The 15,297-nt window shown below is 45.2% G+C and carries 10 protein-coding genes; 5 read left to right on the forward strand and 5 right to left on the reverse strand.

Annotation, left to right across the window (positions count from 1 at the left end):
• Nucleotides 1–119 precede the first annotated feature (119 nt).
• Nucleotides 120–2,681 carry a hybrid sensor histidine kinase/response regulator gene (locus BM358_RS10085; RefSeq protein WP_028541335.1) on the forward strand — a complete coding sequence of 854 codons (2,562 nt, stop codon included), beginning with the start codon at nt 120–122 and terminating at the stop codon, nt 2,679–2,681.
• Nucleotides 2,682–2,686: 5 nt separating this feature from the next.
• Here the strand turns inward: BM358_RS10085 and BM358_RS10090 are convergent, their stop codons facing one another.
• Nucleotides 2,687–3,373 carry a response regulator transcription factor gene (locus BM358_RS10090; RefSeq protein WP_023988534.1) on the reverse strand — a complete coding sequence of 229 codons (687 nt, stop codon included), beginning with the start codon at nt 3,371–3,373 and terminating at the stop codon, nt 2,687–2,689.
• Between the two features lie 591 nt (nt 3,374–3,964).
• Here BM358_RS10090 and ectB point away from each other — a divergent pair.
• A complete protein-coding gene (gene ectB / locus BM358_RS10095) occupies nt 3,965–5,227 on the forward strand; it encodes a diaminobutyrate--2-oxoglutarate transaminase (protein ID WP_023988535.1) in 1,263 nt (420 codons plus the stop codon).
• Nucleotides 5,228–5,315: 88 nt separating this feature from the next.
• Here ectB and BM358_RS10100 read toward each other — a convergent pair whose 3' ends face one another.
• The 3 genes from BM358_RS10100 to BM358_RS10110 form a co-directional block, all read right to left on the reverse strand.
• Entirely contained in the window at nt 5,316–5,834 is a 519-nt protein-coding gene (locus BM358_RS10100) for an NAD(P)H-dependent oxidoreductase (RefSeq protein WP_028541334.1), read from the reverse strand.
• Nucleotides 5,835–6,004: 170 nt separating this feature from the next.
• A complete protein-coding gene (locus BM358_RS10105) occupies nt 6,005–7,129 on the reverse strand; it encodes a GGDEF domain-containing protein (protein WP_028541333.1) in 1,125 nt (374 codons plus the stop codon).
• Nucleotides 7,130–7,224: 95 nt separating this feature from the next.
• Nucleotides 7,225–9,660 (reverse strand): glycoside hydrolase family 94 protein, encoded by a 2,436-nt coding sequence (locus BM358_RS10110; protein ID WP_028541332.1) that lies wholly within the window; start codon nt 9,658–9,660, stop codon nt 7,225–7,227.
• 224 nt (nt 9,661–9,884) lie between these two features.
• Between BM358_RS10110 and BM358_RS10120 the strand changes: the two genes are divergently transcribed.
• Nucleotides 9,885–10,619 (forward strand): thioesterase II family protein, encoded by a 735-nt coding sequence (locus BM358_RS10120; RefSeq protein WP_028541331.1) that lies wholly within the window; start codon nt 9,885–9,887, stop codon nt 10,617–10,619.
• A 19-nt stretch (nt 10,620–10,638) separates the two neighbouring features.
• Nucleotides 10,639–11,493 carry a sugar phosphate isomerase/epimerase family protein gene (locus tag BM358_RS10125; protein WP_023988540.1) on the forward strand — a complete coding sequence of 285 codons (855 nt, stop codon included), beginning with the start codon at nt 10,639–10,641 and terminating at the stop codon, nt 11,491–11,493.
• Between the two features lie 92 nt (nt 11,494–11,585).
• On the opposite strand, the gene BM358_RS10130 is transcribed toward BM358_RS10125, so the two are convergent.
• Nucleotides 11,586–11,954: a DUF423 domain-containing protein gene (locus BM358_RS10130; protein ID WP_013310289.1), complete on the reverse strand. Its 369-nt coding sequence runs from the start codon at nt 11,952–11,954 to the stop codon at nt 11,586–11,588.
• Nucleotides 11,955–12,270: 316 nt separating this feature from the next.
• Between BM358_RS10130 and BM358_RS10135 the strand changes: the two genes are divergently transcribed.
• The gene (locus BM358_RS10135; RefSeq protein ID WP_177235821.1) at nt 12,271–15,219 is read left to right on the forward strand and encodes a glycoside hydrolase family 48 protein; all 2,949 of its coding nucleotides are present in this window, start codon (nt 12,271–12,273) and stop codon (nt 15,217–15,219) included.
• Nucleotides 15,220–15,297: the final 78 nt, after the last annotated feature.

Consider the following 15,297-nt stretch of genomic DNA (forward strand, 5'->3'; position numbering starts at 1 on the left):
TATAGTACAATGAATGCTCGGGACAGTTCTTTAAGCCTTATGGCATAAGGAATCTGTCCTGAGTTTTTTTATATTTTCGATATCTCACAAAACATGGAAGATTATAAGGGGGCGAACACTTGGTTCGAGATTTAGTGCTATATGCTATCTTGATATTATTGTTAGTTTTGATTTTTCAGCGGCAGCTTGTTCGTCAGGCGATTACAGGTGTTTTTTATGGAGTGGCAGGAATTCTGTTCTTATATTTTGGCATAAGTGATAAAACACTGCTGACCTGCGTGCTGGAGCTGGGGATGGGTCTAATGTTCATGACGCTGTTTGTGCACGCTTTAACCACCGCTAAGTATTCATATGGACAACGTTTGTTAGACAAAGATCGTGATCTGCTGAATTTACTTCGGGTTCAACCTGGCTTTACCTTTAGGCTGGAGAAAAGTGGTGATGAATTTTATTATAGGCTGCTTGAAGGTGAATTGCTGGAGCGCGTGGGTCTGAATCTACAAGTCAACTACAATAAAAGGGAGCATGTGAAGCGTCTCGGGGACATTTTGGAGCTTTCCTCTGAAACGATGGAGCAGCTAAGTCAATACTACAAACAGGCCTGGTTCGGTGATCGGACCGTATTTGAATTGGAGTTTTGGGAATATTCGGCTCTCATTACCTTACATCCGGTTAGGGAGGACGGGAATACCAGGCATGTTATCGGTCACGTGTTGGATATTACAGAGTATAAAGCCTCTGAGCAGAAGCGAAAGGAGATGGACGAGGCTAACCGTGCGAAAAGCACTTTTTTGGCTCATATGAGTCACGAAATTCGCACCCCGCTGAATGGAATCATCGGTCTGTCAAAGCTGTTAAATAAGACTGAACTGACTGCCGTTCAAAGAGATTACCTCCACAAGCTTCTCGCTTCCTCTCGTACCCTTTCATCCATGCTCAGTAACGTATTGGACTTTTCCAAAATGGAAGCCGGCAGTCTGGAACTGGAAAAGGTAGAATTCGAGCCGGAAAAAATGCTTCGGCATCTCGCAGATACCGTTGGAACTTTACTTGAAGATAAGGAAATAGAGGTCGTATTTATAACGGACCCGGCGTTACCGAAAAGCTTTAAGGGAGACCCTCTTCGAATGGAGCAGGTGCTTTCAAATCTTCTGACCAACGCCATCAAGTTTACGGATCAGGGACATGTATTGTTACAGGTAAAAATGCTAAGTCAGCAGGAAGGGCGAGTAGGCGTTTCTTTTATGGTAGAAGATACGGGCATAGGAATTTCCGAGACGTGTATAGACAAGCTATTCGTCCCTTTTATCCAGGCGAGTACATCAACCAGCCGCAGATATGGGGGCTCTGGGCTGGGTTTGGCCATTAGCAAGCATTTGGCTGAAGCTATGGGCGGGAAAGTAGAGGTGAAAAGTCGATTAGGAGAGTACAGTCAATTTTACTTTAATGTCGAGCTGGAAACTGGGGAATTGAATGCAGGAAGCACACGAATAGAAAAACAAATCAAAGGCAAAGCCTTAATTGTTGCGCAGCATGAACTGGTGAGATACAGCTTGAACGAACTACTGCAAGACTTGGGATTAAAAACATTCACTAATTCATCCTTCCAAGAAAGTGTGGACGCTTTTCAAAAGGGTGAGCATTTTGATTATGTTATCATCGATATGGGGATGGAAGGTTTGAGAGAACTGGACTCCCGGAGGCAGTGGCTTCAAATGCTGGATAGGCAGATAACTCAGATTATTGGACTTACAACCGTGTTTCAGATGGAAACAATAGCTGCAGGGGACATGAATCATAGTGTGGATGCCTTTTTGTCCAAGCCCGTTACCCGAAACGCTCTGCTGGAGGTTCTCTGCTGGAAGAAGGAACAGTCAGTGCCAGCAGATGGTAATACTCTGGAGACTCATGCGACGATGAGTTCCCACAATGAGATAGGGGATACAACACAGAAGTATCAAATTCTCATAGCAGAGGATAACGAAATTAACCAGGTGGTGATTACCGAGTTTTTAGCAGAGCGTAACTTTGAGGTAACGATGGTCACGAACGGAAGAGAACTAATAGCGTTACTGGAACTGCGTTACTGGGATATGGTGCTGCTTGATTTGCATATGCCAGAGATGGATGGTTTTGAGACGGCGAGGCATATTCGGAGAAACAAAGCTTTTAACAGGCTTCCCATTATCGCTTTTACCGCTGATGCTGTGCAGCATGAACAGGAAGTTTGTCTTCGTGCTGGTATTAATGCCGTGTTGTTCAAGCCTGTCCATGAACTGACCGCTGCTAGAGTATTAACTAGCTGGATTAATTTAGCGTGGCTGCAAGATTTACATGGTATTCACGCTGAGCAGTCGATAGCAGGCATGGATGGCAAGGTGTATATTTTTCAATTTGCCCTTTATAAATGGATACAGGAATACCAGTATCTCGATAAAAGAGTTGTGAGAAAAATGGACAATGGGCAGTTATCTTCTGCTCTTCGATTAATCCACTCACTTAAGGGAGGAACGGGGAACCTGTGCGCGCCTGAGTTGCTGGCAAAGGTAATAGAGCTGGAAAAGGCATTGAAGCGCAGCAATGAAACCTCAACAGGAGCACTGTATCCAGACTGGAAAAAGCATCTGAGCACGGTTCAGAAGGATATTAACCAAATCAAGTCATCACTTCCCTGGAGCTGACCGTGTTATTGCATAAATTTGTAGCCGATTCCCCAGATGGTCTTGATTAATTGCGGTTTCTTAGGGTCTTTTTCGATTTTTCTGCGTAAATGGTTAATATGTACGTCCACAGCCCTTTCATTAATAAAGGAGTCTGTGCCACGGAGAGCCTGAATCAAAGCATACCTGCTGAATACAATTCCCCGGTTCAAATAAAAAAGCTTCATGAGCTCAAATTCTGAATATGTTGTCTCCACATTCTGTCCGTTAACGGTAATCATTCTTCTCGCTAGATCCAAAGTAATGCCGGTTTCAGGTTCAGGTGCTCTGCCTCTTCCTTGCAAGCGCGTGATTTCAATACGACGGAAAAGAGCCTCCATCCGTGCTTTTAGCTCTTGCATACTAAAAGGCTTGCAAATATAATCATCTGCTCCCAACGTAAGTGTACGAATACGCTCTGATATGTTGTTTTCTGTAGAAATCACGATGATGGGCACGTCCGTATGCTTGCGTATGAGTGGGCAGGGATTTACCCCATCCAAATCTGGAAGCAGCAGATCCAGCAAAATAATATCGGGCTGTACGATCTCAAGCCGGGCAATACCCTCAGACGCTTGTTCCACTCGAGTAACGTTGTAGTCTTCTCCTGTTAAATACAAGGAAAGGGTCTCTCCCAACATATTGTCATCTTCAATAATTAAAACATTAGACATGATCATATTTCCTTATCTTTCTATCAAATTCGAGCCAAATAGTTAGGATAACTGCAATGTTTACAACAAGTTTTTGGCAGGTCCTGTTGATAGAGTAAACTCCTTTGGACAGTCTGTCAAAAGATCAGGTTTGTTGTGACAATCCTGTGGACAATTAGTCCAGATGTATATCTATTTGATATGGAAATGTACTATTTTTGAGATTTATTACTATAATACGACATTTTTCGTTTTCTTTTAACAATATACTACAAGCCATTGATGATAAATTACAAAAATTTAACAAAACACATCAGAAACATGCATTGACTTAAATGAAAATTATGGTATTTTATTACATAGGAGTTGACATCCTCTGATAGGCCTCTTAGAAAAACCCACTATTTAATCTTCTACTAACATACTCTCATGTGCTATCTCTGTATTTAATTTTCGTACTTTAATTGTTCTTGTGATCATACTTATGATTCTTTGGTGTGGATATCCCAGTGTGAATTCAGACTGTCTACTCATTTAGATTACATATTTACATTTTTTTTGCTTTCCATGCTTGTATTTTTTAAAATCAGGTCAGCGGGAGGACGAGAGATCATGAACACATTCGAAGCGCTGGAGTCCAATGTAAGATCCTATTGCAGAAGTTTTCCAGTTGTTTTCAACAAAGCTAAAAACGATGTACTGTACACGGAGGCAGGCAAGGGTTATATTGACTTTTTTGCTGGGGCAGGGGCTTTGAACTATGGGCATAATAATGATTTTATGAAAAACCGGATATTGGATTATTTAAGTTCCGATCGGATTATGCATGGTCTGGATATGTACACGACAGCTAAGCAAGAGTTTATTGAGTCTTTTTCAGAGCGTATTCTCCAGCCCAAGGGCTTGAATTATAAGCTGCAATTTTGCGGACCGACCGGAACCAATGCGGTGGAAGCAGCACTGAAACTTGCACGCAAGGTGAAAAACAGAAATGGTATTTTCGCTTTTATGGGCGCGTTCCACGGAATGTCGCTGGGTAGTTTATCTATTACCAGCAACAACTCCATGCGAGAGAGCGCAGGGGTTCCCCTGAACAATGTTACCTTCATACCTTATAACAGCACATTTAACGGAATGGATACCATTTTGTATATGGAGCAGCTTTTAACAGACACCCACTCGGGTGTGGAAAAGCCTGCCGCGATCATTTTGGAAACGGTACAGGCTGAAGGCGGTATTCATATTGCAGATACCGAATGGCTGCGTGATTTGCGACAGCTGTGCGATGACCATGATATTTTGCTCATTGTTGACGATATTCAAGTCGGTTGCGGTCGAGTTGGTTCGTTCTTCTCATTCGAGCGGGCGGGAATTGTTCCTGATATGGTTGTTTTGTCCAAATCGATCAGTGGATACGGTTTGCCAATGTCTCTGTTGCTACTCAAGCCAGAATTGGATATATGGAGTCCAGGTGAGCATAACGGCACCTTCCGTGGAAATCAGCTTGCTTTTGTCGGGGCAAAGGCTGCGCTGGAGTTCAGAGATACGGTAGAGCTGGAAGCACAAGTGAAGGAAAAAGAGGCTTTTGTTCAGCAGTTCTTGCGTGAACATATCCAATCGATAGATCCTCTAATTGAAATTCGCGGCATGGGACTAATCTGGGGAATTGATGTATCCCATCTGGGAGAAGCGTTCGCCAAGGAGGTAGCGACTCTCTGCTTTAGTAGGGGACTCATTATTGAACGTGCTGGGCGTAACGATACGGTAATTAAAATCATGCCAGCGTTAACGATAAGCTTGGAAAACTTGCGTAAGGGCTGCGACATTATTAAAGAAAGTATGGCACAGGTAACCAGTACGTTGGTTACGATGTAAATCGATCAGTAAAGCCCCTTGGCTGGAGCTGCCGTCTGCTGTAAAGCAGGTATGGCAGGCGCCGTCCAAGGGGCTTTCTAGTAAAAAATTAAGAAATAACCGTTTGCGCGTATTTTTGTGCGGATTGCTCTAGTTGCTCATCGGTCAAAACTGCAGCACCATATTGTACGAAATAAGGGAGCAATTTGACACCAATCATATGGCCTGTAGCTTCCAGAGGTCTCAACAGCTCTTCGATCGTATACCTGTTCCGTCCGTCATGTTGGTAATTTTCCTCAACGCTGGCAGCAGACAAGGCGATCAACAACTCTTTGCCCTGTAGCTTGCCACCTTCGCTTCCATAAGCCCAGCCGTAGGTTAGAACCTTATCCAGCCATTTTTTCAGTAGGGAAGGAGTGCTGTACCAGTAAAAAGGGAATTGCAGAACGATACGGTCATGCTGCTCTAGCAGTTCCTGCTCCTGGGCGACATTGATTTGCTCATCAGGATATACTTCATACAGGTTGTGAACGGTCACGCCGGATTGTTTCTTGAGTTCTTGCACCCATCTTTTGTTAATGCGAGATTCCGCAAGATCAGGGTGAACGACAATAACGAGGGTTGACATTTAAAAAACCATCTCCTTCGAACTTATTTATTGTTAGTAAATAACCAATACATATGTAACTATTTTAGTTTCAACTTATGGAATTGTCAACTCTATTACATTTTAAGTTCTATATTCAAAAGACTCCGGCAAGCTCATGCCGGAGTCTCATCAAATGAAGTGTTTTTACATTAAGCGATATGATTAAGAGCAACAATTTTGTTTTTCCCGGAGCGCTTAGCTTGATACAGATAGTCATCTGCTTGCTGAAAAAATACATCTTTATCTTTGTTCATTTCCTCTGTATAGCTTTTCAGTCCAATGCTTACGGTTACAGAAACGAGTTGCAATTTCTCCTGAAAGGTCATTTTCTCCACTTCACGACGGATGTTTTCGACGATCTGATAAGCTTCTTCGAAAGTATGCTCGAACATCAAAATAGCAAATTCCTCACCGCCATAGCGAGCCGGAATGTCATTTGCGGTAATCTGTTCTGTAATGATTTGCGAGATGCCTTCCAAAATTTTATCTCCGAACTGGTGTCCGTAAGTATCATTGATCTTCTTGAAATTATCAATATCCACTAACGCCAGATGGATGATCGCGCCTTGTTCGGCATATTCGAGTGCTTTTTCATAAAAGTTTTGAAAGGACAAATGATTGTACAGCTTTGTCAAACCATCAGTCATTGACATTTTGCTGATAATCGCGTTACTGATCATTAATTCCTGTTGCGCGCGCTTTGTTTTATACAAATCCACTAACAAATCGCGGCCGCTGGCCTGAATAATGAGAGCAATAAAGGTGGACATAATCAAAAAGGTTGGAATCGCCACGATATCAAAGTCTGACAAATAGGTACGAAATGATGCATCCACTGCCAGCAACAGAAAAAAGACGACTACTTGTAATACAAAGGAAAGCCATATTAAGCGGCGATTGAAGAACAGGATAGAAGAGAAAATAGGCAACAAGCACAACGCTGTAATAATCCGGATATCATAGTTTAGGCGAATAATCATCCAGCAAATGACGGTACTTGCCATAAACAGGATCACAAAAGAATACCTGTTAAATTTAAAATGAGCCAACTCTGCCAGTAAGTTGGAACCACTCATGATTAGCGTGGGAACAATAAGGGTTCCGACGTAAAATTCATAAGGCGAAGCGTGGTAATCAAGAAATAAGTAGCTGCCCAGCTGGACGATAAAATGTACAGCTATAATCATCCAATACAGTAATAACATTTTGCGTACCCAGCGGGCTTGCTTTGTTTTGTAATCCATGGTTTGAGTAAGCCGTTTTGTCTTGTTCATGATGTCACCACACTTAATGTATCTTTAGCCATTCTCGTATTATAAGATACTATGTGATGAAGTTGAAGCTAATTTTTTTGAAGGCCATGAACTTGTTAGCCTAGCAACACTTTTACTTGGTGGATAGCCCCGTCCCCTGCAACCGGCAGAATATTATTCGTAAGGACGGTGCCATCTAAGGTAACTGTGACTACACCCTTGGAGACATGCTGTGGATTCGTGATATGAATCACGTAGGTATCACCGCGGAAGACACGGGTGACTGTGAATTCGTCCCAGGCTGTAGGAATGCACGGATCAATACGCAGACCATCCCATTCGGGCTGAATACCGAGAATGGATTGAGTAATAGCTATAAAGTTCCATGCCGCTGTACCCGTCAGCCAGGAATTTTTGGCTTCGCCTGCATGAACAGCATCCTTGCCCGCAATCATTTGAGCGTACACATACGGCTCGGTGCGGTGAATGTCGCTAATGTCCTCTAGATAGGCGGGGGCAATTTTGCTATATAGCTCGAAAGCGCGATCCCCACGTCCTATTACGGCTTCCGCCATCATAATCCAAGGGTTATTGTGACAGAAAATACCGGCATTTTCCTTATACCCGGGAGGGTAAGATGAGATTTCGCCCAGATTGATGTAGTAGCGAGAATACGGTGGATTTTGCAGCACAATGCCGTAGGGAGTTTCTAACCGATCACGTGTAGAATCGAGAGCTTTTTGAGCTAGACCTTCTTCAACGCCAATTCCTGCCATGACACAGAAACCTTGAGGTTCAATGAAAATTTGGCCTTCCTCACAATCCTTGCTTCCTATTTTGTCTCCATAATGGTCATAAGCACGTAAGAACCATTCTCCGTCAAAACCATGCTCCAATGTGGCTGTTCGCATACGATCCACATATGCCTGAGCGGTTGCTGCTTCTTCATCCAGTCCTCTGCGCTTGCAAAGCTCAATAAAATCCGGTCCCGTATATACAAATAGTCCGGCGATGAACACGGATTCGGCTATTCGACCCTCCAGATTCTGAGTTGTCTGATAGGACTCATCTGGTGTAGCAGAAAAACAGTTGAGATTCAGACAGTCGTTCCAGTCAGCCCGGCCAATGAGTGGAAGACCATGCGGGCCCAGATTACCCACAACGTGGTAAAAAGAACGCTTCAAATGTTCAAACAGCGTAGCCGTACGCTCTACATTTCCGTCAAAGGGCACTTGTTCATCCAGTATGCCAAAGTCTCCCGTTTCTTTGATGTACGCTGCGGTACCGACAATAAGCCACAACGGATCGTCGTTAAAGCCACCGCCAACCTCGTGATTTCCTTTTTTGGTTAACGGTTGGTACTGATGATAAGCTCCGCCGTTTTCAAATTGAGTAGAGGCGATGTCGATAATCCGTTCTCTTGCCCGCTCCGGTATTTGGTGGACGAAGCCGAGCAAGTCCTGATTCGAATCCCGGAAGCCCATTCCACGCCCGATACCAGATTCAAAATACGAGGCGGAACGCGACATATTGAACGTAACCATACACTGATAAGGGTTCCATATGTTTACCATTCGGTTCAGCTTGTCGTCGTGGCTTTGAAGGGTATACTTGGACAGCAGATTATTCCAATAGGTCCGCAGCTCACTCAACGCTCGTTCTACATCAGCTTCATCCGCAAACTGCTTAATCATGGCATGTGCTTGTTTTTTATTAATAACACCGGGCGACTCCCATTTTTCTTCCTCGGGATTTTCCACATAACCGAGTATAAAGTTACAGCTTGTTTCTTCGCCTGGCTCCAGCGTTACCTCAATGCAATGTGATCCGACAGGGGACCATCCGCTGGCAATAGAGTTCGAGGCTTGCCCAGCGGCGACCGATTGAGGCTGATCTAATCCGTTGTAGAGCCCCAGAAAAGCTTCACGGTCTGTATCATAACCCGCTAGCGGACGATTAGCAGAGAAAAAAGCATAGTGATTGCGACGTTCACGGTATTCCGTTTTGTGATAAATGACAGAGTCTTGTATTTCAACCTCGCCGGTGTTCAAGTTGCGCTGATAATTGGTCATATCGTCATAGGCGTTCCACAGACAAAATTCCACGAATGAAAAGAGTTTGATCTTTTTGGTTTGTAACGATGTGTTCTGAAGCTTAACCTGATGGACCTCGCCGTCAAAGGAAAGGGGCACAAAAGCCAGCTGGGTGGCCCGAATACCGCTGCGTTCTCCCATAATTGAGGTATAGCCAAGTCCATGGCGGCATTCATACTGCTCCAGCTCCCGTTTGACTGGCATCCAACCTGGAGTCCAATAATCCCCATCATCATAAATATAAAAATATCGACCACCGTTATCGACAGGAATATTGTTGTACCGGTAACGTGTTAAGCGACGTAAGCGAGCATCCCGGTAAAATGCATAGCCGCCACTTGTATTGGAGATTAGTCCAAAAAATCGTTCATTACCTAAATAATTAATCCAGGGATAAGGGGTTTGAGGGGTGTGGATGATATATTCTTGATTGACATCATCGAAAAAACCGTACTTCATGGCGCAGAACTCCTTTCGATTTGAAAAAATAAAAGACCCAACACATGATTATATTCAAACATAAAGCCGTTCTTTCTTTAGAAAGACATTTCCTGCCTTATATAAAATGTGCTTGATTTTCTCAACCTATCTTCTGGAATTTGCAAAATATTTGAAATGGGTAAATATACCTTTTTATGCTAAAATGAAAAAGTTAGAACTTAGCAAGGCAGGAGGTTGCAAGAATGGCACCTATCACATTATTTTTCATCCCGTATGCAGGCGGATCGGCGTCGGTCAGCTTCAAATGGAAAAAGTTGCTGCTTCCGCAGATTAAGCTTGTTCCACTGGAATTAGCGGGCAGAGGTATTCGTTCTGGGGAACCGCTAAAGGAAAGCATTGAGGAGATGAGCGAGGATCTGTTGCACAAGATCAGCGAAGAGATAGCCCCCGGCGATCCTTATGCCATATACGGCCACAGTATGGGGACGATGATCTCATTCGAGCTGTACTACAAGCTGGTGGACGGTGGATATGGCAAGCCTGCTCATCTGTTCGTTTCGGGTGGACGGGCACCGCATGTCCCAAGAAATTCCCCGTGGTTACACGATCTGCCCGCAGATCAGTTCAGGACGCATTTGCAGCGGTACGGTCAGCTTTCGGAAGCGATTTTTGACAATCGGGAATTATACGACTATTTTATGCCGGTGTTAAGAGCGGATTTCAAAGCTGTCGAGTTGTATAGGTACATGGCTAAAGCCGCACCTTTACATTGTCCTATCACCGCTTTGACGGGAATGACCGATAACACGGTGACCTTACAAGATGCGGAGGCATGGGCACACCATACGGATCAGCAATTTCGTATGTTTACCTTTGAGGGAGGACACTTTTTTATTCATGATGAAGTGGAACGGATTACGCACATCATCAATGAGACCTTGGAGCAGAGTACGGTAAAAAGTAGCATACAACAATAAAAATAAGAGGTGATTTTTAGTGACAGTAGGTGTATTGGCACATTTGTTTGGCAAGTTGCCTTATCGTGAATTGGCTGCAAAGGTAGGCGCAGCGGGCTTTACTCATGTTCAGCTGGCTCCGTGGAGAGCGATCAGTGATGTGGATTTTAATAAACCGGGTAAGTTCAATCCGGGATTGGCACTGTCTATCGCAGAAGAATTTCGTAAGCATGGTGTATCCATATCGGTGCTCGGGTGCTATTTACATTTTTTTATACAGGATGAGGAATTGCTGCGTGAAAATGTAGAGCGCTTCAAAGAGCTGATCCGATATGCGGGTCTGTTAGGAGCACCAATGGTTGCAGCCGAAGTCGGACGTAATGAGGATGGTACCGCCTATACGGAACGTGACTGGAGAGTTGTAAGGGAAGTAGTGCGTGAATTAGCAGATGAAGCGGAGAAGTGGGGCGTATTCGTAGGATTGGAAGCTGCAAACGATCACTTGGTCGGAACTGCCGTAGAGTTGGCTGCCTTTCTGGAGGAAGTACCTTCTTCACACATCGGTGTTGTGATTGATCCGGGTAATCTGCTGAAAACGGAAAATCTGGCGCAGCAGGATGAGATCATCCGCGAAGCTTTCCAACTGCTGGGCCCTCGGATTATCGCAGCGCATGCCAAAGACCGGCGGTTGTCATCGTCAGGTAAAATTGAGACGGTGCCGCCAGGTTTTGGTGACATGAACTATGCCCTCTACATGGAACTGCTGGAGCAGTACAAGCCGGGGGTTCATATTATTATGGAAGCTGCTCAGGAGCATGAGATGGCAGAATCCAGACGTTATATCGAAGGTCATCGGATAGCCGCTCAGAAGGCGCAACAAGTGCAGACGAAATAATGTATTCTTTCATATACTCAGGAATGCTACGTCAATAATTCGAGAGACTTGGAAGCGCCTCCTTTTCCAAGTCTCTGTTCCTTTATCCTTGTTTAACCTTGCACAACCGCCACGATCACAATGACCCAGCTTGCCAAAAAAGCCAACCCGCCAATGGGGGTGATTGCCCCAAGCTTTTTCACACCAGATATACTAAGGGCATACAGACTGCCGGAGAACAGGAGAATACCCACCAGCATAACCCAGCCTGCGGTAACGATGAGAGAAGAATGGACAAGGCTGTCAGCAAGAACTCCAAGCAGCAGCAAACCCAGTCCGTGAGCGATTTGATATTGAATTCCTGTCTGGAATATGCTCATCATGTCTACGGAAAGTCTCTTTTTCAATGCGTGTGCGCCGAACGCTCCCAGAGCTACGGCTAAAAACATCACGATACAACCAAGCAATAGCAAAATTTTCATGTTTTAACGCCTCCCTGTGAAATAGTACCGATTCCAATCGATTTCGTCAATTTTCCTTGTGAATCTCTAAACTTATAGAATTTTTCGACTCTCATTTGGCGCCTAGTGTGGTATATTTTTTCCAGGGCCAATGCGAAGCATTTGGAGCAATAGACAGCGTGTCCTCCACCTTTTTTATGGGAAAGTGAGGTGATGATGCTGTCTTTTTGTGCTGTCGTTTTTCGGAATAAAATCTTGTGTAAAGCCAAAATTGATAATGGAGAGGATGAATGCAAAAGTGATCAGCAGAAAATCAGTGTTCAGGAAATCTGTCTCTATGGTCATGTCAGCCATTTTGGTACTTCCGTTAACCTTGGGCTTATTTCAGGCAGGACCCGACCGTGCATCAGCCGCAACACCGGAATCGACACGCTTTTTACAATTGTATAAACAGCTGAAGGATCCGGCTAGCGGATACTTTTCAAAAGAAGGCATCCCTTATCATTCCGTTGAAACGCTTATGAGCGAGGCTCCAGATTACGGACACTTAACGACTTCGGAAGCGTACAGCTACTGGATGTGGCTGGAAGTGCTGTATGGTCATTATACCGGGGATTGGGGGCATTTGGAATCCGCATGGGACAACATGGAGAAATATATCATTCCTGTTAATGAAGGCGACGGTAAGGAAGAGCAGCCGACAATGAGTAACTACAACCCGAACAGCCCCGCCACCTATGCCGCAGAATACTCACAGCCGGATCAATACCCAAGCCGTCTGAGTGGACAGTATGGTGGTGGCAAGGATCCACTGGACTCTGAGCTGAAGGCAACCTATGGCAACAACCAGACTTATCTGATGCACTGGTTGTTGGACGTGGATAATTGGTACGGCTTCGGAAATCTTCTGAATCCGTCGCATACAGCAGCCTATGTAAACACCTTCCAGCGCGGGGAACAGGAATCGGTCTGGGAGGCTGTACCACACCCATCGCAAGACAATCAAAAGTTTGGCAAGCCTAATGAAGGCTTTATGAGCTTGTTTACCAAGGAAAATAATGCCCCGGCACAGCAATGGCGTTACACGAATGCCACCGATGCAGATGCACGGGCAGTTCAAGCGATGTACTGGGCTAAGGAATTGGGATATGACAACTCCGTATATTTGGATAAAGCCAAAAAGATGGGAGACTTTTTGCGGTACGGCATGTACGATAAATACTTCCAGAAAACCGGAAGCGCTTCCAATGGAAGTCCAATTGCTGGTACGGGCAAGGATGCCAGTCTTTATCTGATGGCATGGTATACAGCCTGGGGCGGCGGACTTGGCCAAAGCGGCAACTGGGCTTGGCGTATTGGTGCCAGCCATGCACATCAGGGCTACCAAAATGTCGTCGCAGCGTATGCGTTGTCCGATCAAGATGGTGGATTAATACCGAATTCACCAACGGCGGGACAGGACTGGGCGACCTCGCTGAAGCGCCAACTGGAGTTTTATACTTGGCTGCAATCCGATGAGGGGGCCATTGCAGGTGGAGCGACGAATAGCTGGGATGGTGCCTACAAGGCTTATCCATCTGGCACAAGTACCTTTTATGGCATGGCTTATACAGGGGCTCCTGTATATAACGATCCACCGTCGAACAACTGGTTCGGGATGCAGGCTTGGCCTGTCGAGCGAGTTGCCGAGCTGTACTACATTTTAGCCAAGAAAGGGGATACTTCGTCCGAGCAGTTTAAAATGGCTAAACAAGTGACGGAAAACTGGATAGCGTGGTCCAAGAGCTATGTATTTGCCAACGAACGGCCTGTGACTGATGCACAGGGATACTATTTGGACGCTCAAGGTAAGCGTATTCTGGGTGGCAAGAATCCGAAAGTGGCTACTACAGCGGCTAAAGGTGAGTTCTGGCTACCGAGCAATCTGGAATGGAGCGGAAAGCCTGAAACCTGGAGCGGATTTGCCAATCATAAAGGGAATACCAATCTCCATGTGGTAACAAAGAATCCGGGGCAGGATGCCGGAGTGCTGGGCAGCTATGTTAAAGCACTTACTTTCTTTGCTGCTGGAACGAAAGCTGAAAAAGGAGACTATTCCGAGTTAGGCAAGGAAGCTAAGGATCTGTCTAAAGCTTTGCTTGATGCTGCATGGGGTTATAACGATGGTATAGGCATTACAACGAAGGAAGCGCGCGAAGATTATTATCGTTATTTTACCAAAGAAGTGTATATCCCGAGCGGCTGGAGTGGTAAGACTGGGCAAGGCAACACGATCCCTGGCACCGACGCTACACCGTCTGATCCGTCTAAAGGTGGTAATGGTACGTATTCCAGCTACAGCGATATCCGCCCTAATATCACCAAAGATCCGCAATGGTCCTATCTTAAAGATAAATACACGACTTCATGGAACAAGCAGACCAAAAAATGGGATAAAGGCGCTCCAGAATTTACGTATCACCGTTTCTGGTCCCAAGTTGATATGGCAACGGCTTATGCCGAGTATGACCGTCTCATTAACGGTAGTGGACCAACCGAGCCTACAGCTCCCAAAGCTCCGGCAAATGTGAAGGCAAACGCAGGGGATGCTCAGGTTACACTGACCTGGAGCAAAGCGACGGGTGCCGATAGCTATACGGTCAAGCGCTCCACAACCAGTGGTGGCCCATATACTACAGTAGCAACAGTAACAGACAGCACTTACAAGGATACAGGAGTGGTGAATGAAACCACTTATTATTATGTGGCAAGTGCAACAAATTCTTTAGGAACCAGCCCGGATTCTGCCGAGGTCAGTGCCAAGCCTACGGCAGCACCCATTCCAGCAACGGGAGATGTGATTGCCCAATACCGCGTGGGCGACACCAACCCGGGAGATAACCAGATTCGGCCACTGTTCCGTGTTGTAAACAAGGGTAAAGAGGCAGTTGATCTGAAAAATGTCAAGCTGCGATACTACTACACCGTAGATGGCGACAAGTCACAGGAATTCCATTGTGACTATGCACAGTTGGGCAGTAGTAACGTTCAGGGACGTTTTGTGAAACTGGATAAGGCCGTTACAGGCGCAGATTATTATCTGGAAATCTCCTTTGGAGCTGGTGCGGGAAGTCTGGCAGCAGGGGAAAACACAGGGGACATTCAGATTCGCATGAACAAGACGGACTGGAGCAACTATAACGAAAGTGATGATTTTTCCTATGATCCAACCAAGACATCTTATACGGATTGGGGCAAAGCACCATTGTATATAAATGACAAACGTGTCTGGGGTCTGGAGCCTTGATTGTAAACTAATTGTAGAGATTACGGGCGGAATGTGAGATCATTTAATTCACTTCCGTCCGTTTTTTTGTGATCGGAT

It is taken from the genome of Paenibacillus sp. cl130, assembly GCF_900116035.1.
GTDB classification, from domain to species: domain Bacteria; phylum Bacillota; class Bacilli; order Paenibacillales; family Paenibacillaceae; genus Paenibacillus; species Paenibacillus polymyxa_B.

Coding starts and splice junctions, on each gene's coding strand:
- BM358_RS10100 (WP_028541334.1), bottom strand. CDS start 5,834: ATGTCAACCCTCGTTATTGTCGTTCACCCTGATCTTGCGGAATCTCGC.
- BM358_RS10135 (WP_177235821.1), top strand. CDS start 12,271: ATGGTCATGTCAGCCATTTTGGTACTTCCGTTAACCTTGGGCTTATTT.
- BM358_RS10090 (WP_023988534.1), bottom strand. CDS start 3,373: ATGTCTAATGTTTTAATTATTGAAGATGACAATATGTTGGGAGAGACC.
- BM358_RS10120 (WP_028541331.1), top strand. CDS start 9,885: ATGGCACCTATCACATTATTTTTCATCCCGTATGCAGGCGGATCGGCG.
- BM358_RS10130 (WP_013310289.1), bottom strand. CDS start 11,954: ATGAAAATTTTGCTATTGCTTGGTTGTATCGTGATGTTTTTAGCCGTA.
- BM358_RS10110 (WP_028541332.1), bottom strand. CDS start 9,660: ATGAAGTACGGTTTTTTCGATGATGTCAATCAAGAATATATCATCCAC.
- BM358_RS10105 (WP_028541333.1), bottom strand. CDS start 7,129: ATGAACAAGACAAAACGGCTTACTCAAACCATGGATTACAAAACAAAG.
- ectB (WP_023988535.1), top strand. CDS start 3,965: ATGAACACATTCGAAGCGCTGGAGTCCAATGTAAGATCCTATTGCAGA.